This is a genomic window from Chitinophaga sp. OAE865 (assembly GCF_040546735.1).
Lineage (GTDB): Bacteria > Bacteroidota > Bacteroidia > Chitinophagales > Chitinophagaceae > Chitinophaga > Chitinophaga polysaccharea_A.
This window is the reverse complement of sequence record NZ_JBEPOF010000001.1, coordinates 1,536,617-1,560,768: the sequence shown is the minus strand read 5'-3', so window position 1 is coordinate 1,560,768 and position 24,152 is coordinate 1,536,617. Positions and strand designations below refer to the sequence as shown.

At 47.8% G+C, this 24,152-nt stretch carries 19 protein-coding genes; 9 read left to right on the top strand and 10 right to left on the bottom strand.

The features are described from left to right. Positions 1 to 30: 30 nt before the first annotated feature. The 4 genes from rny (at position 31) to ABIE50_RS06545 (ending at position 3,962) form a co-directional block, all read left to right on the top strand. A complete protein-coding gene (gene rny, locus ABIE50_RS06560; RefSeq protein WP_142683922.1) occupies positions 31 to 1,596 on the top strand; it encodes a ribonuclease Y in 1,566 nt (521 codons plus the stop codon). A gap of 102 nt (positions 1,597 to 1,698) precedes the next feature. Next, positions 1,699 to 2,313, top strand: a complete 615-nt coding sequence (locus tag ABIE50_RS06555; RefSeq protein ID WP_142683923.1) for a 3-keto-disaccharide hydrolase — start codon at positions 1,699 to 1,701, stop codon at positions 2,311 to 2,313. Between the two features lie 9 nt (positions 2,314 to 2,322). Next, positions 2,323 to 3,111 carry an SDR family oxidoreductase gene (locus ABIE50_RS06550; RefSeq protein WP_209866635.1) on the top strand — a complete coding sequence of 263 codons (789 nt, stop codon included), beginning with the start codon at positions 2,323 to 2,325 and terminating at the stop codon, positions 3,109 to 3,111. A gap of 23 nt (positions 3,112 to 3,134) precedes the next feature. Further along, positions 3,135 to 3,962, top strand: a complete 828-nt coding sequence (locus tag ABIE50_RS06545) for a purine-nucleoside phosphorylase (protein ID WP_209866633.1) — start codon at positions 3,135 to 3,137, stop codon at positions 3,960 to 3,962. Between the two features lie 79 nt (positions 3,963 to 4,041). On the opposite strand, the gene scpB is transcribed toward ABIE50_RS06545, so the two are convergent. The 5 genes from scpB to ABIE50_RS06520 all read right to left on the bottom strand — a co-directional run bounded on the left by scpB (position 4,042) and on the right by ABIE50_RS06520 (position 11,774). Then, positions 4,042 to 5,295, bottom strand: a complete 1,254-nt coding sequence (gene scpB / locus ABIE50_RS06540) for an SMC-Scp complex subunit ScpB (RefSeq protein ID WP_209866632.1) — start codon at positions 5,293 to 5,295, stop codon at positions 4,042 to 4,044. A 119-nt stretch (positions 5,296 to 5,414) separates the two neighbouring features. Beyond that, the gene (gene atpG / locus ABIE50_RS06535; protein ID WP_209866630.1) at positions 5,415 to 6,299 is read right to left on the bottom strand and encodes an ATP synthase F1 subunit gamma; all 885 of its coding nucleotides are present in this window, start codon (positions 6,297 to 6,299) and stop codon (positions 5,415 to 5,417) included. Between the two features lie 167 nt (positions 6,300 to 6,466). Continuing rightward, positions 6,467 to 7,048 (bottom strand): DJ-1/PfpI family protein, encoded by a 582-nt coding sequence (locus ABIE50_RS06530; protein ID WP_142683928.1) that lies wholly within the window; start codon positions 7,046 to 7,048, stop codon positions 6,467 to 6,469. Positions 7,049 to 7,167: 119 nt separating this feature from the next. Further along, positions 7,168 to 8,781: a RagB/SusD family nutrient uptake outer membrane protein gene (locus tag ABIE50_RS06525; protein WP_209866628.1), complete on the bottom strand. Its 1,614-nt coding sequence runs from the start codon at positions 8,779 to 8,781 to the stop codon at positions 7,168 to 7,170. Between the two features lie 26 nt (positions 8,782 to 8,807). Next, positions 8,808 to 11,774 carry a SusC/RagA family TonB-linked outer membrane protein gene (locus ABIE50_RS06520; RefSeq protein ID WP_209866626.1) on the bottom strand — a complete coding sequence of 989 codons (2,967 nt, stop codon included), beginning with the start codon at positions 11,772 to 11,774 and terminating at the stop codon, positions 8,808 to 8,810. A gap of 303 nt (positions 11,775 to 12,077) precedes the next feature. On the opposite strand from ABIE50_RS06520, the gene ABIE50_RS06515 reads away from it, so the two are divergent. From ABIE50_RS06515 to ABIE50_RS06505, 3 genes are all read left to right on the top strand, one after another. Then, complete coding sequence (locus tag ABIE50_RS06515; protein WP_142683931.1) at positions 12,078 to 13,445, top strand: 3-keto-disaccharide hydrolase; 1,368 nt, start codon at positions 12,078 to 12,080, stop codon at positions 13,443 to 13,445. A 114-nt stretch (positions 13,446 to 13,559) separates the two neighbouring features. Beyond that, entirely contained in the window at positions 13,560 to 15,350 is a 1,791-nt protein-coding gene (locus ABIE50_RS06510; protein ID WP_354027898.1) for a DUF885 domain-containing protein, read from the top strand. Between the two features lie 357 nt (positions 15,351 to 15,707). After that, the gene (locus ABIE50_RS06505) at positions 15,708 to 16,064 is read left to right on the top strand and encodes an MmcQ/YjbR family DNA-binding protein (RefSeq protein WP_209866624.1); all 357 of its coding nucleotides are present in this window, start codon (positions 15,708 to 15,710) and stop codon (positions 16,062 to 16,064) included. Here the strand turns inward: ABIE50_RS06505 and ABIE50_RS06500 are convergent, their stop codons facing one another. The 5 genes from ABIE50_RS06500 to ABIE50_RS06480 all read right to left on the bottom strand — a co-directional run bounded on the left by ABIE50_RS06500 (position 16,065) and on the right by ABIE50_RS06480 (position 22,704). After that, the gene (locus ABIE50_RS06500) at positions 16,065 to 16,847 is read right to left on the bottom strand and encodes a sulfite exporter TauE/SafE family protein (RefSeq protein ID WP_209866622.1); all 783 of its coding nucleotides are present in this window, start codon (positions 16,845 to 16,847) and stop codon (positions 16,065 to 16,067) included. It abuts the gene before it with no gap. A gap of 264 nt (positions 16,848 to 17,111) precedes the next feature. Continuing rightward, complete coding sequence (locus tag ABIE50_RS06495; protein WP_209866620.1) at positions 17,112 to 18,449, bottom strand: Gfo/Idh/MocA family protein; 1,338 nt, start codon at positions 18,447 to 18,449, stop codon at positions 17,112 to 17,114. 456 nt (positions 18,450 to 18,905) lie between these two features. Continuing rightward, positions 18,906 to 20,273, bottom strand: a complete 1,368-nt coding sequence (locus ABIE50_RS06490) for an alkaline phosphatase family protein (protein WP_209866618.1) — start codon at positions 20,271 to 20,273, stop codon at positions 18,906 to 18,908. 65 nt (positions 20,274 to 20,338) lie between these two features. After that, positions 20,339 to 21,550: a metabolite traffic protein EboE gene (gene eboE / locus ABIE50_RS06485; protein ID WP_209866616.1), complete on the bottom strand. Its 1,212-nt coding sequence runs from the start codon at positions 21,548 to 21,550 to the stop codon at positions 20,339 to 20,341. Next, a complete protein-coding gene (locus ABIE50_RS06480; RefSeq protein ID WP_209866614.1) occupies positions 21,550 to 22,704 on the bottom strand; it encodes a 3-dehydroquinate synthase in 1,155 nt (384 codons plus the stop codon). The genes eboE and ABIE50_RS06480 overlap by 1 nt, the downstream gene beginning before the upstream one ends. Before the next feature lie 561 nt (positions 22,705 to 23,265). Between ABIE50_RS06480 and ABIE50_RS06475 the strand changes: the two genes are divergently transcribed. Then, positions 23,266 to 23,463, top strand: a complete 198-nt coding sequence (locus ABIE50_RS06475) for a hypothetical protein (protein WP_209866612.1) — start codon at positions 23,266 to 23,268, stop codon at positions 23,461 to 23,463. 1 nt (position 23,464) lies between these two features. Next, positions 23,465 to 24,103 carry a response regulator gene (locus tag ABIE50_RS06470; protein ID WP_209866610.1) on the top strand — a complete coding sequence of 213 codons (639 nt, stop codon included), beginning with the start codon at positions 23,465 to 23,467 and terminating at the stop codon, positions 24,101 to 24,103. The last annotated feature ends 49 nt before the right edge of the window (positions 24,104 to 24,152 follow it).

The following is a 24,152-nucleotide window of genomic DNA, read 5'->3' as shown; positions in this document are numbered from 1 at the left end:
TACTACATAAATCAAGTATAAATAATTCATATGGATGTTACACTTATCACGACAATAGCTGCAGTAGTGGCATTGATCATTGGGATTGTGCTAGGTAAGGTGATTTTTGCCAAAAATACGCAGCATAAGATAGATGAAGCTGAACTACAGGCTAAGAAAATCATTGCAGATGCACAGATCAGTGCAGAGAATCTTAAGAAAGACAGATTACTGGAAGCCAAAGAAAAATACCTGCAACTAAAAAGTGAATACGAGAAAGACGTATTGCAGCGTAACCAGAAACTGGGAGAATCGGAAAACCGTATCAAACAGAAAGAACAGGCATTAAACCAGAAAAATGAGCAAATCCAGAAGCAATTAAACGAAAATGACGCTATCAAGGAAACCCTGAACCGTCAGATGGAACTGGTAACCATCAAACGCACCGAACTGGAAAAACACCAGGAAGAGCATATCCGCCGCCTCGAAAAAGTGGCCGGCTTAACAGCAGAAGAAGCGAAGCACCAACTGGTAGAGAGTTTAAAAGAAGAAGCCCGCTCACAGGCCCTCTCTCATATCCAGGAAATTATTGAAGACGCCAAGTTAAAAGCGAACAAGGAAGCCAAGAAGATCATCATCCAATCCATTCAACGTACTGCCGCAGAGCAAACCATTGAAAATACCATCACTGTATTTACCCTGGAAAGCGACGAGATCAAAGGCCAGATCATTGGCCGTGAAGGCCGTAACATCCGCGCCATTGAAGCGGCTACCGGTGTAGACCTGATCGTGGATGATACCCCTGAAGCCATCGTATTATCTTCTTTTGACCCGCTGCGCCGTGAAATTGCACGTTTATCGCTGCAACGCCTGGTACAGGACGGACGTATCCACCCTGCACGTATCGAGGAAGTGGTGGAAAAAACCAAGAAACAACTGGAAGAACAGGTAATGGATATCGGTGAAAGAACCGTAATTGAACTGGGTATCCACGGCCTGCATAAAGAACTGGTACGCCTGGTAGGTAAGATGCGTTTCCGCTCTTCCTATGGCCAGAACCTGCTCATGCACTCCAAGGAAACCGCTAACCTCTGCGGGGTAATGGCAGCAGAACTGGGACTGAACCCTAAATTAGCCAAACGTGCAGGATTGCTGCATGATATAGGTAAAGTACCTGATGAAGAAACTGAACTGAGCCACGCCCTCCTCGGCGCCAAGCTCGCTGAAAAATATGGGGAACACGCCGCCGTGGTAAATGCTATCGGTGCCCACCACGATGAAATGGAAATGCAGTATGTGATTTCTCCCATCGTTCAGGCCTGCGATGCTATCAGTGGTGCACGCCCCGGCGCACGCCGTGAAATCATGCAGAGCTACCTGCAACGTATCAAAGACCTGGAAAACCTGGCACTTGCCCACGATGGTGTGGAAAAAGCCTATGCTATCCAGGCCGGCAGGGAACTGCGTATTATCGTAGAAAGCGATAAAGTGTCCGATGGAGACGCTGATCGCCTTTCTTTCGAAATCGCCAATAAGATACAAACAGAAATGCAGTATCCCGGCCAGATTAAAGTAACTGTGATCCGTGAAAAAAGAGCAGTGAATATAGCAAGATAGTTTTCTGATTTAATAATTCAGGAATTTGAACTTATATTGGAGTCCTCCGGTTTACCCGGGGGACTTTTTTTTACAGAACAATCACTAAACTTTAGCAGTGTTATGAAAAAAACCTTTTTCAATTGTCTACTTGGAGCCGCCCTGTTACTGGGAACCGGCAGTGCCTTTGCCCAAAAAGCACAGTCTTTATTCAATGGTAAAAATCTCGATGGCTGGAAAGTATACGGTACAGAGAAATGGTATGTGGAAAACGGCGAACTGATATGCGAAAGCGGCCCGGATAAAGAATATGGCTACCTGGCCACCGATGGGCAGTACAAGGATTTTGAGCTAACCGTTCAATTCAAACAGGAAGCCAACGGCAATAGCGGCGTATTCTTCCACTCTTCACTGGAAGGCACCAAAATTACCGGCTGGCAGGCAGAAGTAGCCCCTCCTGATATGCACACCGGCGGTATTTACGAATCATATGGCCGTGGATGGCTCATTCAACCCGACAAGGAAAAAGAAAAATACCTGAAAATGGGAGAATGGAACACCATGAAAGTGCGTGTACAGGGCGATAATGTGACCACCTGGCTCAATGGCCACGAAATGATCACCCTGAAAGATGAAAAGATTGGCGCAGCTAACGGCCAGATAGCCCTGCAGATCCATTCCGGTGGCGGTATCAAGGTAAGATGGAAAAACATCAGACTGGTGCCTTTAAAATCGTAACCCGGTTAAATGCACTTTACAGATAAAGTAATACTGATCACAGGCGCCAGCTCGGGTATAGGCCATGAGCTGGCGCTTTTGCTGGCAAAGGAAAAAGCCCGGCTGATCCTCGCCGCACGGAACCAGCCTGCCCTGGAAACAGTGCGCCGGCAATGCCTGGAGCATACACCTCACTGCGAAATACTCCTGATGGACATTACCAGCGAATCGCAGGTAAATGAAGGCGCACAACGCGCCCTGCAGTTTTTCGGGAAAATAGATGTACTTGTTAACAATGCCGGCGTTACACAACGTTCCAAACTGATAGATACCTCCGTAGCTGCCATCCGCCAGCTGATGGAAGTGAACTTCTTCGGCGCCGTAATGCTCACTAAAGCCCTGTTGCCATATTTCAGGCAAACAGGCAGCGGACAGATCATCGTGATCAGCAGTATGGCCGGACTTATGGGATATCCCTGGCGCTCCGGCTACAATGCCGCCAAACACGCATTACAGGGCTATTTCGAAACACTGCAAACAGAACAACCCATCCCCGGCTTATATACTACCATCGTTTGCCCCGGACGCATCCACACTCCTATCACCTATTCCGCTATTACCGCCAACGGTGAACCTTACGGCCAAATGGACCCCGGCCAGGCAAACGGTATTCCTGCTGACCTCTGCGCCCGGAAGATCCTAAAGGCCATGCATACACGAAAAAAAATAGTGCTGATTGCCCGGGAAGAAAAGATCCTGCTATGGTTTAAACGATATTTTCCACCACTGTTTTACCTGATTGCGCGCAAAGGGAATTAATTTGCAGCAAATTCAACAAACGTATGGACCTGTTACTGCAACAAATAGCTGCGGCTACCACCTATCTGCAATCCTTTTCCTTTGAACAGCCGCGCATTGGCGTAGTATTAGGCACCGGCCTGGGGGAACTGGTAAATCATATCAAAATAGCGCATTCCATTCCCTACCAACAGATCCCCCATTTCCCGGAATCCACCGTGGAATCGCATAAAGGTCACCTGATCCTCGGACATATTGATAATACACCGGTAATAGCTATGCAGGGCCGCTTTCATTACTATGAAGGCTATACGATGCAACAGATCACTTTCCCCGTACGCGTCATGAAAGCAATGGGCATCCAACAGCTGCTGCTCAGCAATGCCGCCGGCGGTATGAACCCCGATTTTAAAAAAGGCGACCTGGTACTGCTGGATGATCATATCAATATGCAGCCGGAAAATCCCCTCCGTGGCCTCAACGCACCTGCCTATGGTCCCCGCTTCCCGGATATGAGCCGCCCTTACAACCCGGAACTGGGCAGTAAACTGCAAAGCGCTGCTGCTTCAATGGGTACCACGTTAAAAAAAGGTATATACGTTTCCGTTATGGGACCCAACCTGGAAACAAGGGCGGAATACCGCTTTCTCCGCATGATTGGCGCAGACCTGGTAGGCATGAGCACCGTACCGGAAGTAATTGTGGCCAACCAACTGCAATTACCCTGTGCAGCCGTTTCAGTGGTAACAGACGAATGCGATCCCGATAACCTGCACCCTGTTTCCATAGAAGAAATTATTGCCGTAGCGGGTAAGGCCGATAAGCTGCTGAGTGGGCTTTTTGCGCGGGTAATAGCCGCGGAGGTTGTCTGACTCAGGATTACAATGATTACAATGATTTTTTTAATAAAATAGCGGCCCTTTGAGCCGCTATTTTTATTTGGAATTGCTTTTATTTTCCGGAATTCTTGTCGTTTTCATCATCATCGTCTTCTTCGTCTTCGTCTTCATCTTCGTCATCGTAGTCGTCATCATCCTCATCTTCATCATCTTCCTCTTCCTCCTCATCATCATACTCTATGCCCGGCCCGCTTATTTCCAGTAATTTTTCTCCTAAAATGGCATCTTCCATTGTGCTGTCAGGTTCCTCCTCATCACTATCCTCCTCTTCCTCCTGTTCTTTTTCTTCTTCTTCTTCTTCTTCTTCTTCCTGTTCTGCTACTTCTTCTGTTTCTTTTTCTTCTTTTCCGGAGATGATATCTTCAACAATACCATCCGGGTCTTCGCTTTCTTCATCATTGGCACGGGAAGCTGTATCTTTTACGGCATAAGGGTCTTCATCTTCACTATCTTCATCTGCCTCATCTGTTTCTGCCAGGCTGGTTTCGCTTTCCTCCCCCAATTCTTCATTCACCTCTTCAATAATATCATCAAAGCGAACAATCTCATCGTCCGGTTCCACTTCTTCATCCTCCGAAGCCGGTGGTTCCTCTTCTGCATCAGGCGATGTGAGCTGTTCCAGCTGACGATCGGGATCCAGGAGCTCCCCATCTTCCGATACCATCAGCGAATGGGCAGTTTCGGCGGTATGAGTACCATGTTCCCCTCGTCCTAAGGTGGCGGTATCATCGTTGATGAGCGTAGGCTGCACCATTTCCTCATCAAATAATTCTTTCAGTTTGGGCAGGTCTGCTACGGAACTGATCCCGAAATAGTCCATAAAAGAGCGGGAAACGGCATACAGCAAAGGCTTTCCGGGCTGATCTTCGCTACGGCCGGTGATCACGATCAGTTCTTTTTCCAGAAGCTTCTGGATAGAATAATCGGTGCTCACCCCACGGATATATTCAATTTCACCTTTGGAAATCGGCTGCCGGTAAGCGATAATAGCAAGGGTTTCCAGGGCAGCAGTAGAAAGGCGCTTCAGGAACTTATCCCCGTTGAGCTGGGCTACTGTCTGGTAATAATCTTTTTTGGTGAGGAACTGGTAGCCTCCCCCGCTGTTGCGCACTTCGAAAGCATAAAATTCAGAGCTGTATTTTTCCCTGATGGCTTCCATAGCGGCTTCCACCTGGTCCAGGTTGGTGCGGTCTTCCAGGAAAGCCAGCGCATTGTTGAGCAGATCCACTATTTCCAGCAAAGGTAACGGCCTGTCGGCCGCAAAAATTAATGCTTCCACGTGCGGGATGATCTGTGATATTTCCATACGTTAAACAGGAGATGTGGATTTACAAAAAAGGTCAAAGACCGAAAATACAGTCTTTGACCCTAATCTGAAAATATTAATTCAGTTGTTGACTTAGTGTTAATAAACCCTTCAACAGCTTAGTTCGCCAATGCCGCAGCACCGCTCACGATTTCTGTCAGCTCGGTGGTGATGGCCGCCTGACGGGCACGGTTGTAAGAGATCTTCAGGGAACGGAGCAATTCGCTGGCGTTTTCCGTAGCCTTATCCATCGCAGTCATACGGGCGCCGTGCTCAGAAGCATGGGAATCCAGGATGGCTTTGAAGAACTGGGTGTTCAGTATTTTAGGCATCAGTTCAGCGATCAGGGTATCTTTTTCCGGTTCAAAGATGTAGTCTGCTTTCAGACCACCTTTATCTGTACTTTCCACTTTTGCAATCGGCAGGAACTGTTCTGTTACAAATATCTGGGTAGCGGCATTTTTGAATTCGCTGTAAACAATTTCAACAGCATCGTAGGTACCGTTTATAAAACCCTGCAGGGCTACGGCAGCCGCTTCTTTCACATGATCAAAAGTAAGATTGCCAAAAAGCTGCCAGAACCTGTCATTTACTTTATAACCGTTCTGTACAAAATGATCATATCCTTTTTTACCAATTGGTAAGATTTCAACCTGGCCCTGTTCAAACTGCTCCGCATACTTTTCGCGGATCACGCGTTTTGCTGTTTTGATCAGGTTGGAGTTGAAGGCTCCGCACAAACCCCTGTCTGAAGTAATGACCACAATCAATACCTTTTCAACCTGGCGCTGTGCTGCCAGTGGCGTGTCAATATTGCCTTCGCTGTTGGAAACGATGTTCTGCAGCATTTCCTGGAGCTTCACGGCGTAAGGGCGCATCAGCATGATAGCGTCCTGGGCACGTCTTAATTTAGCAGCACTTACCATTTTCATGGCTTTAGTGATCTGCTGACCAGATTGAATAGACTTGATTCGGTTACGAACTTCTTTAAGCTGTCCGGACATATATAAAAATCAATTACGAATTACAAATTATCAATGACCAATGCAGGGATAGCCTCCTGAATTTGGCTGCAAAGGTAAGCAATGGCAGTTTAATTTGAAAATCCGCTGAAAGATAATTTAAATTTTCTTTATTTACTTTTTAATCAGCTATTTATACATCAGGAAAATTATAGTGTGATACTGGTTCCCAGTACCTGCAGGAATGCCGCGATCCATTGCGGATGAGCCGGCCATGCAGGTGCTGTTACCAGCTTTCCATCCACTACCGCTTCGTACACATTCACAGATACATAAGTGCCTCCGGATGCAGTAACCTCAGGAGCCACTGCGGGGTAGGCCGTGAGTTTCTTCCCGCGTACCACATCGGCTGCCGTCAGGATCTGGATTCCATGACACACAGCTGCCACCGGTTTATCTTCCAGGAAAAAATGCCTTACCAGTTCCAGCACATTTTTGTTCAGGCGCAGGTACTCCGGAGCCCGGCCACCGGCTATCACCAGTGCATCATAATCAGCACCGGCCACATCATTGAAGGAAGCATTCAACACAAAGCCGTGTCCCGGTTTTTCACTATAGGTCTGGTCGCCTTCAAAATCGTGGATCGCCGTTTTAATTTTTTCACCGGCTGCCTTATCGGGACAAACCGCGTGTACTTCATGCCCAATCATCTGCAGCATCTGGAACGGAACCATTGTTTCATAATCTTCTGCATAATCTCCTGTCAGTAATAATATCTTTTTCTGTGCCATAGAAAGAGGGTTTTATTGTGTTAAAAAAGGCTTACTGAAGATAAGCATTTAGCATTTAGCAAAAAATGCAACGGAGACCATGGGTATGATCTCCGTTGCATTTTTTTAAAGGAAAACGATTAGTAGCCCGGGTTCTGCCGGAATTCGTTCACTGATCTGTCTATCTGATCCTGTGGAATAGGACGCAGCATATGTGTTAACCTGATATTGTTACGGGCATCTTCGTTATGCAGCTTTACCCTTTCCACCAGCTTATGAGTGCGGGTAAGGTCAAACCAGCGCATTTGTTCGCCTACAAGCTCACGGCCTCTTTCATCCAGGATAAAATCGATATTCATATCGGCGGCTGATACAGTCATGGCATCACGGTTAGCCTGTGTTTCAGCCGGGGTAGCGCCAATGCGTGCAGCTCTCCAGCGGATCACATTTACGAGATCGGCAGCCTCCTGTTTTTTGCCATCCATCATCAGCGCTTCTGCTTCTATCAGGTAAGCTTCTGCCAGGCGCATAGCAATAAAGGGCCTTACGCCGGAGGCCTGGTTATCCGGACGAAGGGCATCTGCAAATTTATTCAGGGAAGGATACAGTTTTTCTGTGTATAATCTTGGTGGCACCAGCATGTAAGGCTTACTGGCAATCACGGCGTCGGATACATCATAACCCGGGAGGTACACTGCCGTATCTCCCATTTTCAGGTTATCGATGGGAGCATTGGTTCTCCACAGCACGGTATAAAATTTCTCATAACGCACATCGTGAACCCTGTCTTTATACAGCGTATCCAGCAGGAACTTTGTAGGTCTGAAACGCTTCCAGGGCGTACCGTTGGGCAAATCGCGCTTCATTCCTTTCAGCACATCGTACTGCATCAGGAAAAAGCGGCAGGCATTGTTATCGGGATAACCATACAGCGGATCGGTAGTATACTGCGCCGCCCAGATGGTTTCGTCATTGTTTTCTTTACCCTGCGCCCATACCTGTCCAACATCAGCCAGCAATTTAAAGCCATAGTTCTTAATCACCATATCGGCATATTTGGCGGCATTGGCATAATCGCCGGGCTTTGCCTGGGGAGAGGAAGCACGGGTCAGGTATACTCTCGACAGCAAGTGCTCTGCAGCTGGCTTGGTAGCACGTCCCCATTCAGCCTGTGTGGTGGGTAAATCAGCGGCAGCGGCCTGCAGATCGCTGATCACAGCATCATAAACGGCAGACACCGAGTCGCGGTACGCCTCTCTTATAATTTCTGTGTTCTCCTTCATGCGTAACGGTATATCACCAAACATCTCCATCAGCACAAAATGATAATGTGCCCTGCAGAACTTCGCTTCTGCCACGCCCTTTTTCTTCGTGGCTTCATCGAGGTCGGTGATCTTATCTGCCCTGTCAATTGCCACATTACAGGTGTTGATGGTTTGATAGAAACTGTTCCACACTTCCCTTACATGATCGTAGCGGGAATCCAGCTGTGAAGTATACTGACTGGTGAATTTATAGTTACCATCAGAACCATTGGTGATGATATCTGTGCCTGTTTCGGTGAGCGTCATACCGCGTTCGGTACTGTAGAAGTTGCGCATAGACACATAGGAACCATTTACGGCCGTCTGAAAACCCGCCTTGGTATTATAGAAATCATCTGTTACGTTGGTAATTATCTTTTCATCCAGCATTTTATTGCAGGAACTGGCGGCAAGGGCCAGCAGTATGATGACAGGAATTATATTTCTCATAACGTTTTCTTTTAAAGATGGTTGATTTAAAATTTGGCATTTATTCCGAACTGCAGCATCCAGGTGGCAGGGGCATCAATGCCGATCACATTTACGTCTTCCGGGTCAACTCCTTTCCAGGTTTGACGGTAAGGCGCCAGGATCATTGGGTTCTTTACCCCAACATTCACCCGAAAATCCTGCATGTGCATGCTTTTCACGAGTGCGTCTGAAAAGGCGTAGCTCAGTGTAATGTTCCTGATCTTAAAGAACGAGCCGTCGAAATAGCTGAGCGACTGGTAATTGCTCGGTCTTTCCTGGTTGGCATTGGGCCGCGGGAAATCGTTGGTTGGATTGGCTGGCGTATTATAGTCGATGTTCAGGTTGTTATATCGGCCAAACAGCGTGTTATAGTTCTGGTAGAAATCACTTTTGATCATGCTTCCGATGCGTGCGAAGGCTACGATCGATAATTCAAATCCTTTGTAGGAGAAGCGCTGAGTGGTGCCTGCCGACCATTTAGGCTGAGGTGAACCCAGGATCTGCCGGTCGTTTTTGGCATCAATAAGCGTATCCTTGTTTACATCTTCCAACCTGATTTCACCTGGCTTCACATTGTACAGTTTAGCCAGTGCGGCATCTTTATCCTGCCATATGCCGATCTTCTTGAAATCATAGTACACATAGGTAGGCTGGCCAACAAACCAGGCATTGCCTATATCGGCTGTTCTGCCATCGCCGAGCGAAAGGATCTTGGACCGGTTGAGGAACAGGTTAGCATCCATTTTCCAGCTGAATCCATTGGGATTGTCGATGATGGTAGCCCCAAGACCAAATTCAAAACCGCGGTTCTGGGAAGTACCGAGGTTCATCAGCACTTCGTTGAACCCGTTGCTGAAAGGAAGCGATTGTGGCATGAGCAGGTCGGTGGTGCGTTGATTATACCATTCCACCACACCGGTGATACGGCCGTTCAGGAACCCGAAATCGAGGCCGATATCGGTAGAAGTGGTAGACTCCCAGGTGAGATTGGGATTACGCAGATCCAGGGGAACAAAACCCAGCACACCTTTGTTGCCAAAGGAATACGGGATCCTGCTCAGGTTACCCTGGGTGGCGTAGGGATTAATACCGGTGTTACCAATACGCCCAAAGCTGGCGCGCAACTTCAGGTTATCCAGTACTTTTTGCCCTTTCAGCCATTTTTCATTTACCATATTCCATGCTGCTGCAACGGAAGGGAAGTAACCCCATTTCTTTCCGGGTGCAAACCTGGAAGATCCATCTGCACGTAGAGTGAGGGTAAGGAGGTAACGGTCGTCATATCCATAGTTCAAACGGCCCATATAGGAAAGGATGGTCCAGGAGCTGAGACTGCTGGTTACGCCTGTTACATTAAGCGACTGGCCCAGGTTATAATATTGCTGGCTTTCTACAGGGATACCTCTCACGTTGGTAGTAGAAATATCCACGTTCTGGCGCTGAACGCTGTATAAACCGGTGAAGCCTATGTTATGTTTCCTGATCTCCTTGTTATAGGTAACGATGTTTTCGATGGTATACGCCATGGTAGCGGCGTTCCCTTTGGAGGCCGTAGCATCGCCGCCGCCGATCAGCAGGTTGGTATTGTTTTTACCCTGAAAAAGGCCATAGTTGTAATTCTGAACATCCGGGCCTACATTGAGGCGGTACTTCAGACCGTCTATGATCTCTACTTCTGCAAAAAGGCTGGTAAAGATGCGGAAGCGTTTCATTAATTCAATGCGGTTACCAGGCACATAATCCAGTAACGGGTTAGGCTGCTGGCTGTCGCCAGTGGGATAAGTGATCAGTTTCCCGTTATCATCGTAAGGAGCGGCAATGGGCAGCATTTTCAGGGCATTATCGATACCGTTATAGGTCTCGCCGTTACGTTCGCTGTAAGCGCCCAACAGGGTGGCTCCCACACGAACGCGGTTGCCGATCATCTGGTCGATGCCTATATTGAAATTATAACGCTCATAATCCTGCAGTTTCAGTACGCCCTGGTCTTTGAAGTAGCCAAGTCCCACGGTGTATTTTGTTCTTTCTGTACCGCCGGCTACGCTGAGGCCATGGTTTGTCTGATATCCCGGAGAGATCATCAGGTCCTGCCAATCCACGTTTGTGCCTTTCTTGATATTGGCGTATTCAACGGCATTAAAAATTTTCTTGTCGGAAGCATCGGGGTTGGCATCATCGTATTTGCCGATGGTACGGTTGGCTTCGCGGCGCATTTCGATGAAGCGGGAGGCATCCATCATGTCTGTTTCACCGAGCTGCTGTACATAACCATAGGAGCCGCTGTAGGAAACCACGGGTTTTCCTTCCTTACCTTTCTGGGTGGTAATGAGCACTACGCCGTTGGCGCCCCTGGAACCATAAATGGCTGTTGCAGAGGCGTCTTTCAAAATATCCATCGATTGTATTACTCCTGTGCCGATATCGCTGAGGGTACCAGCGTAAGGAATACCGTCTACCACGTAGAGCGGATCGTTGCCGGCCCTGAGAGAGCGGCTGCCGCGGATACGCACAGTGGGCTCATCGCCGGGCTTGCTGCTGTTATTAAGTACTTCCACCCCTGGAGCACGGCCCTGTAGCGCCTGCTGGGGGTTGGTAACCGGCACATCCTGGATGGCTTTGGTACCCACCGAGGAGATAGACCCGGTCACATCTTTTTTCTTCTGTGAACCGTATCCTACTACTACTATTTCCTCCAGTTTTTTCCTGTCTTCCTGCAGAGTTACGGAAACGATTGCACGACCTTTTACAGCTTCTTCATAGGTGGTGTATCCGATGTAGGTAAATACGAGCGTTGCATTGGCAGCATCTGCAACTTTAAGGCGGAAATGCCCGTTACCATCCGACTGGGTACCTGAATTTTTCCCTTTGATGGCCACTGTTACACCAACCAGTGGTTGCTTCTGAGCGTCCAGCACATTACCTTCTACGGTAACCGGGTTGCTTTGTGCCTGGATGAGTTGATAAAATAGCAAACATGCTATTATACAAGTTAGACGTGAAAAAATTTTTTTCATAACGTAGTTTATAATGATTGTAGATAAAGAGTATTGGCCTGACGATTTTGGTTTTCGCTACGTGGACTATTGGGAAACAAAATAAGATATTTTTACATTGCTGCAATCGTTTGCAGAAATATTTTTAATTATAATTCTGTCAAACCTCGTATTGATCAGATTATCATGTTCATAAAAAATAAAAAATAAGATTAATCTTTTGCAATCGGTTGTAAAAATCATTTTCATTGTTTATTTTGGTCACCTTATTCCGTTTTAGTTATGAAAAAGACGATCCTTTTATGTGGCTCCCTACTGTGTATGTATGGTGGCCTTTTCGCCCAGAAAGCCCAGTGGCAGCAACTTTTCAACGGTAAAGATCTGAAAGGCTGGAAACAACTGGGGGGAGAAGCAAAATATAATGTGCAGAACGGCGAAATCGTGGGCACCACGGTACAGAACACGCCAAACTCTTTCCTGGCTACAGACAAGGAGTATGGCGACTTTATCCTGGAGCTGGAATTCAAGCTGGGTAAGGAGTTCAACTCTGGCATCCAGTTCCGCAGCCAAAGCCGGGCGGATTACCAGAATGGCCGTGTGTTTGGCTACCAGATGGAGATTGATCCCTCCGACCGTAAATGGAGCGGTGGTATTTATGAAGAAGGCCGCAGGGGCTGGCAATATCCTATGGAACTGAATCCTGCAGGGCAGAACGCCTTCAAAAAAGACGGCTGGAACAAATACCGCATTGAATGCCGGGGCAACGAAATGCGTACCTGGGTAAACGGAGTGCCTGCCGCCCACCTGGTAGACACTGCGCTGCCAAAGGGTTTCATTGCTTTACAGGTGCACAGCATCGGTAAAAACGCGGCAGATGAAAACAAAAATATCTACTGGAAAAATATCCGCCTGATAGAAAATCCGGCAGCTTCCCAGTATACGCCCTACGACAATATTTACGTTGTAAACAATGTGGATAACACTATTTCCGGCCAGGAAAAGAAAAACGGCTACCAGCTGTTATGGGACGGAAAAACCAGCAAAGGCTGGAGGGGTGTGTATAAAAAGAACTTCCCTACTGCCGGCTGGACCATGCAGAATGGCGTGCTTACCATTGGTCATTCTACAGGAGATGAAGAAGGCAGTGGTGGCGATATCATTACGGAAAAACAATACAGTGCCTTTGAACTGGAATTTTCCTTCAAGCTCACGCCTGGCGCCAATAGCGGGGTAAAATACTTTGTAAGCGAGGCCTACGAGACAGGCGGCAAGTCGGCCATCGGGCTGGAGTACCAGGTACTGGACGATGAAAGGCACCCGGATGCCAAGTTGGGACGCGACGGAAACCGTACTTTGGCAAGTCTTTACGACCTCATGACAAGAAAACAGGAAAAACGTGCCATCAACCCTATTGGAGAATGGAACAAAGGTCGTATTATTGTGTATCCAAATAACCACGTTGAGCACTGGTTAAATGGATTTAAAGTATTGGAATATGAGCGGGGCTCCCAGGCCTTCAAGGATCTGGTGGCCATCAGCAAGTATAAAAACTGGAAAAACTTTGGCCTGTTGCCCGAAGGGCACATCCTTTTACAGGATCATGGTAATGAAGTTTCTTTCAAAAGCATTCGTATAAAAAATCTTAAATAATATTTTTTATCTTTTTTTTCATTGTTCACTGTTCTAAATAAGCATTCCGATTCTTCGGAATGCTTTTTTTCTTGGATAAAACGGTAAATTACTACCTGTTCACAACACATTAATATGAAAATGTTACAACAAAAAGGGGCTCTTTTCCTGTGGGCCACCCTGATGGCCGGGGCCTGCCAGCAACCGGAAAATCATGGTAATCCGCAAGCCATGCAGGACTCCCTGCGCCACCTGGCCGAACGGTATTACAACGAAAGTATGGCCCTCAATCCATTACAGGCCACCCAGAATGGGGAAAATCAATATAACGACCAGTTGCCTATAGACATCAGTGAAGGCTACCGCGCAAAACTCGATTCTTTTTATACCAGCTATCAACAGGCTATTAAAGGGATTGATACCGCTGCACTTTCCGGCAACGACCGCATTACGTACGATATGCTCCAGCGCGAATTCAGCATCAACCGGGAGGCGCTTACCTTTCATGACCACCTGATGCCTGTGCAGCAGTTCACCTGCCTGCCCCTTACCCTGGCGCAACTGGGTTCCGGCTCCTCCGCCCAGCCCTTTAAAACCGTAAAGGACTACCAGAACTTTATGCATCGTATGGAGCGCTTTGCAGTATGGACCGATACGGCCATTGCCAATATGCGCCGGGGGATGGCCACCGGCTATGTATTGCCCAAAAGCCTGGTGGTAAAAGTAATACCACAGGTAGCGGCTCTTGCTAAAAAGGATACCGCCGGCAATGTATTCTATGCTCCGCTGAAAACCATACCCGACTCACTGGACGCTGCGGCCAAAGCCAGCCTGGCAAAGGATTACAATACGGCCATTGAAACATATATACTGCCTTCGTTTGCCAAACTGCGCGACTTCATGCAGCACGAATACCTGCCTAAGGCCCGCAACAGCAGCGGCATTGGGGATATCCCCGACGGCAAGGCCTATTATGCCTTCCTGATAAAAAGCTGGACCACTACCAGTCTTTCCCCGGAAGAAATTTTTGCCCTGGGAGAAAAAGAAGTGGCCCGGATAAGAGGAGAAATGGAAGAAGTGAAGAACAGCACGGGTTTCAAAGGCGATCTGCCGGCCTTTTTTGCATCGGTACGCAGCGATAAAAAGCTGCGCATCTTTAAAACACCCGCGGCCATCCTGGACTCCTTCAAAGCTATTGAAAACAAGATCATGCCTGGTGTAAAAAAAATGTATGGTCATCTTCCCAAAACAAAATTCGAGATCCGTCAAACCGAAGCTTACCGGGCTGCTTCCGCATCTGCCGAATATATGCAGGGCAGCGCCGATGGTACCCGGCCAGGTGTATTTTACGTACCTATCCTGGATGCAAACAGCTTTCCTTACACCGGTATGGAATGCTTGTTTTTACATGAAGCCATTCCCGGTCACCATTTCCAGATTTCACTGCAACAGGAAAATGACTCCCTGCCTAAGTTCCGGCGGTTTTCCTGGATTGGCGCCTATGGCGAAGGTTATGCCCTCTATTGTGAGAGCCTGGGAAAAGAGCTGGGACTGTATACTGATCCATACGTGTACTTTGGACGTTTAACGGATGAAATTCACCGTGCTATTCGTTTAGTCGTGGATGTTGGTATGCACACCAAGGGCTGGACCCGTGAGCAGGCCATCAAATACATGATGGACAATGAGCCCGTGTCCACGCAGGAAGCTACTGCTGAAATTGAGCGCTATATGGCTATTCCCGGGCAGGCGCTTTCCTATAAGATAGGGGAGCTGAAGATACGCGGGTTACGGAACCAGTATACAGCCTCGCTTGGCAACCGGTTCAGCCTGTCCTCTTTTCATGATGAGCTGTTGAAAGACGGCTGTGTGCCGCTATCCGTACTGGAGCAGAAAATGGCGCGCTGGGCGGCGGCTCAGCCATAAAAAAGCTTACCTGGCTTCACTTCCGGCTTGTACCGCCACTCAAAAAGGCAGCTGTACAAGCCGGAAGCCCTTTTATATACCGGATTAAATTTCGATTAAGAAAGAAATCCATTTTCTCCTCAAAACCGCAATGGTTGCAGGTATAAGAATTCCCTGCCGGAAGGAAAATCTTTTTAACATTCGCGATTGGTTTTTATTCCCTATTTTTATAGTGCAGTTTCATTCACTATTTACAGCTTAGATTTACGTTAACCACACATACTTCATATTTTGATATGTTAGTCTGTGCCTGTAAACTATTGACACAAGTCGTCCTAAAAAAACGGCCCTAATAATTATTCTTTAAAACCTGCTGCTATGTTTGATCATACCCTTGATCTGTGCCGGTCACTTCCGGCTGTCATCACTGAACAAAAGTGGGACAATGAATTGCGCTTTTATGTAGGCGAAAAGTTATTCTGCATGATTTCCCTGGAGCCGCCCCACAGTGTATCTTTTAAGTGCAGCCAGCACCAGTTCCATCAATTGATCTCCAGACCTGGTATTGTGCCGGCCCCTCACCTGGCGCGTTATCACTGGGTACAGCTGAAACAGGAGGATGCGCTGCCAGCCACTGAACTGGAAAACTTCCTGCAGAATGCCTACGAGATTATAGTGAGCACACTTCCTCCATATGAACAGGAAGCCATCCATAAGATGAAAGCCCACGCCTGATTATTTCATGATGGTAAAGAAGATGTCGTATACACCGAATACGATAAGGGTAAGTGCAAATAATTTTTCGAGGGCAGGAGTTTTCATTTTCACGGCTGTTTTAGCTCCGAGGTAAGAAGCAGGGAATGCCGTAAGTGACAGCAGCAGTGCGATATTCCAATCTATATGCCCCAGCCACCAGTGAGTTAAGGCGCCTGGTACCGATAAAATAGCTGATAAAACCACCGCACAGGCCAGCGCCTGCTTTATAGGCATTTTTAATTTCTTTATAAAAAAGGAGCTGAACAATATTCCCCCGGCATTTGCCAGTAACCCCGATAAAAAACCGATAAACAATGCGGCTATCAGCAGTTTACCCGCAGGTACCTGCTCAGATGATACCGTTGTTTCATCATGAGGCTTGTTCCGCATAAAGGAATACATGAGCGACATACCCGTTATCATAATAAACAGGGCTGTCATGATCATCAGCATTTTACCGGGCAGGTAGCTGCTGAGCCATGATCCGGAAATAGTGGCAGGAACGCCGAAAGCCGCGCTCAGCAGGATCACGCGTTTGTTAAACAGCTTTTCCTTACTATATACCGCCGTGGCGGATAATGTGCTGGTAATGGAGGCCGGCAACGGCGATGCCAGGGCAAAAAACGGGTTTACGCCGGCAAAGATCTGCAGAGCTGGCGTACTGATAGCACTCCCCCCTTTTCCCAATAAACCGGACAAATAACCTACTATAAGCCCTATCAGCAATACTGGCAGGTACTGAGATTGTTGTAAAAATTCCATTCAATTCATCCCTCCGGGAATGCGCAACTTCGTGGTTGGTGTGGTTGGTTATAAATATTACAGGTAGACCAAAATTAGGGGATCGCAATTAATAGTAGTGATAACTAAAAGTTATGGGGGATAACAACTTATTATATTTATTGTTAGCCTATAAACCAAATAGGAGAAAGGGTTTATAGTTTGACAAAGATAAGAATTCCGGGTAACAGTCAAAGTATTTTTCTCAGTTTTTTTGTGACTATTACCCGGAAGAAAGATGTTTATTTATGCTTTGGGAGCCCAGCCTTTTTCATATTCCCTATCCCACATTTTCATGGCTTCCTTATCGTTCAGGATATGGCCGTTTGATGGATCGGTATGAAGGATACGGCCGGTACGCTGCGCAATATTTCCCAGCAGGCAAAGCAGCGTACTGCGATAACCTATATTGATCTCTGAATTAAGAGTGGCATTGCCGCGGATACTTTCCAGGAAGTTGTTGATATGCACGGCGTCGTAAAACTCGCCGGCCGGGCTTACGGTGTTGGTTACGCTCTGGTTGGGATTAGCGGCCTGTTTTACCTCCTTGATCACTTTCCCTTTCGGATCGATGAGCTTGTAGCTATCGCCACCCGAGTTGTACAGGCTGCCGTTTTCACCAAACAAGGCAAATCCGCGGCCGCTTCCTTCCAGGTTAAAGGGGCTGCAGCTGCGTCCTTCCCAGGCGATGGCTTTATTTCCTTCAAATTCGAAGTTCAGGGTTTGGGTGTCCGGCGTTTCCCAGTCGTCTTTAGCATAGGCATAACGGCCGCCGGCAGAAGTGACCTTAGTAGGGAATTCCACATCCATAAACCAGCGAAGGCAGTCCAGTTCGTGGGTGGCGTTATTGCAGGTTTCGGAGGTGCCCCAATGCCAGCGCCAGTGCCAGTTATAGTGAACAATGTTGTCCAGGTAATCACGGCGGGGAGCGGGCCCCTGCCACAGGTTCCAGTCGAGCGTGGAAGGAACCGGGATCTTTTTCCCGATACCGATAGGCTCCCGGTTATTCACATACCACCCGCGGCCATAATACACTTTGCCTAACACGTTTTGCTCTTTCACTTCTTTTACAGCCTGCTGAAGATTGGGCCAGGAGCGGCGCTGGTTACCCATTTGCACGAGGCGGTTATACTTCTTTGCAGCTGCCAGCAGGATCTCGCCTTCGCCCGGATTATGGGCGCAGGGCTTTTCCACGTACACGTGCTTGCCGGCAGCAGTGGCCATAATTGCCGCAGGAGCGTGCCAGTGGTCAGGGGTTGCCACGAGGAGCGCATCAAAATCCTTCCGTTCCAGCAGTTTGCGGATATCTTTGATCACCTCCGGCTTACGGTTCTGCGCTCCTGCAATGGCTTTCAGGCCTTTGGCAATGGCGCCGTCTTCCACATCGCATACATAGCCTATTTCGGCCCCGGGCAGTTTGGCGGCGCATTGGGCCAGCCAGTTGCCCCTGGAGTTAACCCCCATTACTCCCAGCACTAATTTATTGCTGGGTGCATTTTTCCCGAATACAGGGAAATTCAGAATAGTTAATCCTGCTCCCAAACCAGCCATGCTACCGGTTTTTAGGAAATCTCTTCTTTCCATAACGTTATTATTATTGTCGTTTTCTTGCATAAAAAACAATCGGTTGCATGAATGTAGAAAAATAAATCAGGGATGTGTAGTTTTTTTGATGAGCGCGAAATTTGTCTTGGAACACTGATTAGGATGATTACGATGATTAGCCTGATTTAGTTTTAACATTTGAAGATAGTTAGGGAGACGAAAGTGTGACCGCTTTTATCGCATCTTATAAAAGAATTCAGGAAGTAAAAATCAGGCTAATCATCGTAATCATCCTAATCAGTGTTCCAAGACAAACTTCGCGTATGCCCCGGGCATGAATGGCATATGCTTAGCGCATGCGGTAAATGCAGAGACTATGTGGTGCGGAGGTGGACTTGATCGGCTATTGATTGGTTGTCATTGAGTGATGGGTGCTTTTTCTACCCCGGTTACATCACTTGCAAAATGATAAACGATTGTATTCCAGATAGTTAGCTATTCGCCGGTGAGCTGCTTCCATATTACACCGTAAACGTCCGTTGCCTGTAATTGTGGTGTAGCAATGGGCTGGGGGCTGATTATCACCGGGTGGTAGCCGGGGTTCTCTTCCAACCTGCCGTGAGAGCCTTTGATAAGGGTGGCATCCAGCGGGATCACGTTCATCAGGTAGCGGAAACCGAGCTTTTTCCTGAGCAATTTTCCTGCCGCTTTCAGCTTGATGAACGGGTCGGCGGGATCCATGAACATTTCCACCGGGTCGTAGCCGGGTTTGCGGAAAATATCCACGATCCTGGCAAAATCGGGGGCTTTGTTATCGTCCAGCCAGTAGTAATAGGTGAACCAGCTGCGGGCATCTGCAACTGCAATGAGATCGCCGCTGCGGGCATGATGCAGGTGATGCTGACGTTTGCCTTCCCTGTCAAGCACCAGTTCTACCCCCGGAACATTTTCCAGGATGGTACGGACTTTTTTATAGCAGGAAGGATCGTTGATATAAATATGCGCGATCTGGTGGTCTGCCACGGCGAAGGCTTTTGAGGCTCCTGCATCCAGCAGTTCAAGGCCATTTTCCACGCGCAGTGCCAGCAGGCCTTCATTTCTCAGTATCCTGTTGAGATGAATGGGATTATTCACATTGGTGATACCATATTCCGACAGTACGATAGGATCGCAATTCTTTTGCTGGTAATAAGTGATCAGCTGTTTGCATACAGCGTCTATCTCTGCCAGCTCCTTTGCATTTTTTACCGGGTCCTGTCCGAATTTCTGCAGGCAGTAATCCAGGTGAGGCAGGTAAATAAAAGTGAGGGTGGGATCGTATAATTTATCGGTGAGGATAGATGCATCAGCAATCCACTGGCTTGATTTGATGCTGGCAGTCGGGCCCCAGTAATTAAACAGCGGGAACCTACCCAGTTGTTCCGTCAGGTAATCCCGCAGCGTAGACGGGGTTGTGTAGCAATCCGGCACTTTGCGGCCATCGGAAAGGTAATTGGGACGGGGAGTAAGTGAGTAATCAACGTTCGCATACATGTTGTACCACCAGCACATCTGCGAAACAGTAAAGGATGGATCCAGCTTCCTGGCGCGGTCCCATATTTTTGGGGCATCCACCAGTTTGTTGGATTGTTTCCAGAATTTAACTTCCGCATCGGTTCTGTCGTACCAGCCATTGCCTACTATTCCATGTTCACTGGGCCATTCGCCGGTAAGGTACGTGCTTTGTACCACCGTGGTAACCGCGGGTAACATAGGCATCACAGTGGCCATGTGGCGCTGTTGTGTGTAAGCCTTTAAAAAAGGCAGGTGCTCCAGCAAAGAAGAGGAGAGCCCTACTACATCAATTACTACTGTCTTTCTCATAAATTCGATCGCCGTTGCAATTCCGGCATAAAGCTATAATTCCGGGCGCACAATTCCAAGATGGCTTACAGTTGCGTTCTTATCCAGTTCAGTTCACGGGAAACGGACAAAGACATCTCCTGTTTTAATGCGGGCGGTAATACGTCCCATGTATAGGTTTCCACTTCCATATGCGTGGTAAAAGGTTGTTCACGTTGTATAGCCAGCACCTGCCTGATATCTTCCTGTGTGGATTGCAGTACTTCAAACTTATCCAGGAACACCGGCACATGAAAATGGGAGCGCCATTCTGTTACGGCCGGATTTCCTTCATCTGCCAGGGCTTCCGGCAGATCGGGATAATGAATAAAAGTGCCATCATTTCTTTTTGCGATAACCTGGTGCAGGTAGACGGGCTCATTGAATTTACGGAATGCATCTGTTACCATGCTACGGGCGGCGGTATCCGCCGGCATATCGGCTTTCAGTGCGGCGCTGATCTGCAGCTTACCGATCTTCAGGCCGTGATGCTGCATCCGTTCAATCACCCGCTGGGGCGCTTCGTATACCAGTGCAAAATGGCAAACATCGTAACACAGCTGAATATGCGTTTTAATGATATCAGCCGCCGCCTGGTCATCTTCCAGATTAAATTTCTCTTTGACAAACGGGATACCGGCAGGCAGCAGGTCATTGAAGTACCAGTTGATAAACTCGCTGGTATTTTCCATCATGCCATCAGGCTCCGGTTCAATATCGAGGTGCATCAGCGGTCCTCCGCTGCGGTGTGTGCGTACCAGTTGCTCCAGTACCAGCAGCATATTGAGCGTAGCGCTTTCCGTGTAGGAATTCTTTTCCTCCTCACAGCGGTTGCACCAGTGTTTATATCCAAGTGGATTAGTGGAAATACCGCCTTCCATTCCTTCCGGCAGCAGCGCTGCCAGGATCCTGAACAAGCGGATGGTATAAGCCACACGATCGGCGCTGGTCCAGTCGGGCGCATGTACCTGGTCTTTTACCACTACATTATGAAAGCCGCCATAAGGAAACCCGTTCATCGTGAACACATAGCAATCTTCTTCTTTCAGCCATTGCTGAAATTCCTTCAAAGCCGCTTCCTTACTCAGCTCCAGGCTGGCGGTATTAGCCAGTCTCAATCCTATTCCAAACGGCTGATCCGGCGATACCTGTTGTTTAATGGCAGGTATAAATTTTTTCAGTTGTGCAAAATGATCTACCCAGTTTTCGCCGGGGTGAATATTTGTACAGTAGGTAAGATGTCCCGCAGCTGTTTTCATTACTGATTATTTTTGCAGATGTCTACTGACTTGTATAATAAGTTAAGATCCATTTCATGTACTTCTTCTCCTTTTCCAACTGCGCGCAACAGGGAAATGGTTAAGCGGCCGCCGAGATGTTCGCGGAATTCTTCCAATCCGGCTACTACCGGAGAAGGTTTACCATCCTGCATTTCCAGCAACGGATGCCATACCGGCAGCTTCATATTTTTCAACACGGTAAGAATGCGATGCATATCAGCTTCGGGTAGCCATCCTAACAGGAACGAATACACGCTATCTACCGCAATACCGATAGACACAGCTTCCCCGTGGCGCAATTCAAAGTTGGTGAGCTGTTCCAGCTTATGTGCGCTCCAGTGGCCAAAGTCGAGCGGACGTGAGGAGCCGCTTTCAAACGGATCGCCTGCACCGCCGATATGTTGAATATGTAATTCGGCGCAGCGGTAAATCAGGTCGTGCATAGCTGCCATATCTCCCGCAGTAAGCGCTATTGCGTTCTGTTCAATGCTGTTGAAGAATGCAGCGTCTTTGATCAGCGCTACTTTCACGGCTTCCACCATGCCGGAGCGCCAGTCGCGCGGATCAAGCGTAGTTAAAAACACCGGGTCATTGAATACAGCAGCGGGTGGGGCAAAGGAACCGAGGAAATTTTTCTTCCCTTTATAGTTTATACCGTTTTTCACACCTACACCGGAATCATTTTGCGACAGCACGGTAGTAGGGATCCTGATATGCTTTACGCCGCGGTGTGAAATAGCGGCGGCAAATCCTACCAGGTCCAGCAGGGATCCCCCGCCAATGCCTATCACGTAAGAGTGGCGGTCGATACCATATTTATCGATGGCATCCACGAGGCTGAACAGCAGGGGCAGGTCATTTTTTACAGCTTCTCCGCCACTGATGGTAATAATTTCAGGGGCAAGCTGAAAGCCGCGCACCTGTTGAAAATAACGATTGATCTGTTGGGTTAGCTCCGGATGGTGAGCGGCTACGCCGCCATCCAGGATCACCAGTAATTTTTTTACGTATGCACTCTCTGCTTTTGATTCCAGGAAGGTAGCTAAACAGGTGTTGGCAGGATCGAATAAATTGCTGCTGAAGAAAACACCGTAAGAGAAGTTGACATCGAAGTTTTGTTGAATATATTCCATGGCTAAATCCGCATCATCTGACTAAAAAAAACTATAGCCTTTAAAAGTACATAGAAAAAACGTGATTTTTCACAAGAAAAAGGCCCAGGGGAACAGAGCCTGTTTTTTTGGGGTTAGCCGGTAGAACAATTCAACGGCACGCAAAAAGCCTGAGGTAAGGGATTTCTCCTACGGTATAAACCATTATTTTATAAATTGCGTAGTTCTACCTGTCTGTATAGCGCGCCTGTCAAATCCTTACCGGCGGGCGATTCCGGCAGCCGGGATTATACGTATGCCCATTCCTACTTTCATTCGTCCCGTTTGCTGTTGTGTATTAAAAGAGAAATACAGAACTTTATGCCGCTGCGGAAAATAATGACAGTTCCAGAGGCCCAGATTAGATTGTTTGACCAAAAAAGAAACACGGGATACCCGTGTTGTTAACCCTGTAACATCGGTTGTATTTCACATCTTTTGTTGCATGCTGAGCTTTCGTCAACGCACTGCGATGGCGGGTGATCGCTTTTCCAGCTATTTCCCGCCGGGTTGTTTATTGTAATGATTAAAAGTGAATCAGAAATGCTGAGAATATTACTTTTTATTTGTTGTATTCAAACAGGCAGCGGACCGGGCTATCATAAAGCCCTGGCCGGCTTTTCATTGAACGGGCATCTAACCCCTACGACTATACCGGGTTGCGGCACTACCGCCTACATGCAATTCAATACTACTATTATGCAACCGGCGGAGATGCAGCCTCTTTTTAATTTTACCTGACATGCGTATCAAACTGGCTATAACAGACGCCCATCTGCTGGTGATCAGCGGTATTAAAGCGATGCTGGCGCCTTTTCCACATATTTCCATAGTATATGAAAGTAACCGGGCGGGGGCTCTCATGGCGGCTTTGCCGGCCGTGCAGCCGGATGTACTGTTACTGGATATCCAGATGCCGGAAATAGACGGCATATCGCTTTGCAGACAGGTGAAGAAAAAGCACCCGCATATAAAAGTGATTGCGCTGAGCAGCTTTATGGACCCGCACTATATCAAACAGATGTTGCGTAACGGCGCGGCAGGCTACCTATTAAAGAGCACAGATCCTGAAACACTTCTTCGCGCCATTGAGGAAGTACATGCCGGTGAACGGTTCCTCGACGATGCTGTAAAACACCCGTTACTCAATGAAGCAATTGCCGGCCGGAAGCGCAGCAGCTATGAGATCCCGCTTACCCGCAGGGAAGAGGAGATCCTGAAGCTGATTGCAGAGGAGTATTCCAACCAGGAGATTGCCGACCTGTTGTTCATCAGTTTGCGCACGGTAGAAACACACCGGTTAAACCTTACACAAAAGCTGGCAGTGAAGAATACCGCGGGGCTAGTGAAAGAGGCCCTGAAAAGGGGAATAGTGGAATAGACAGGCCTGCGCTACTTCTTTCCACAGGATGGTATGAGAGCGCCGGATA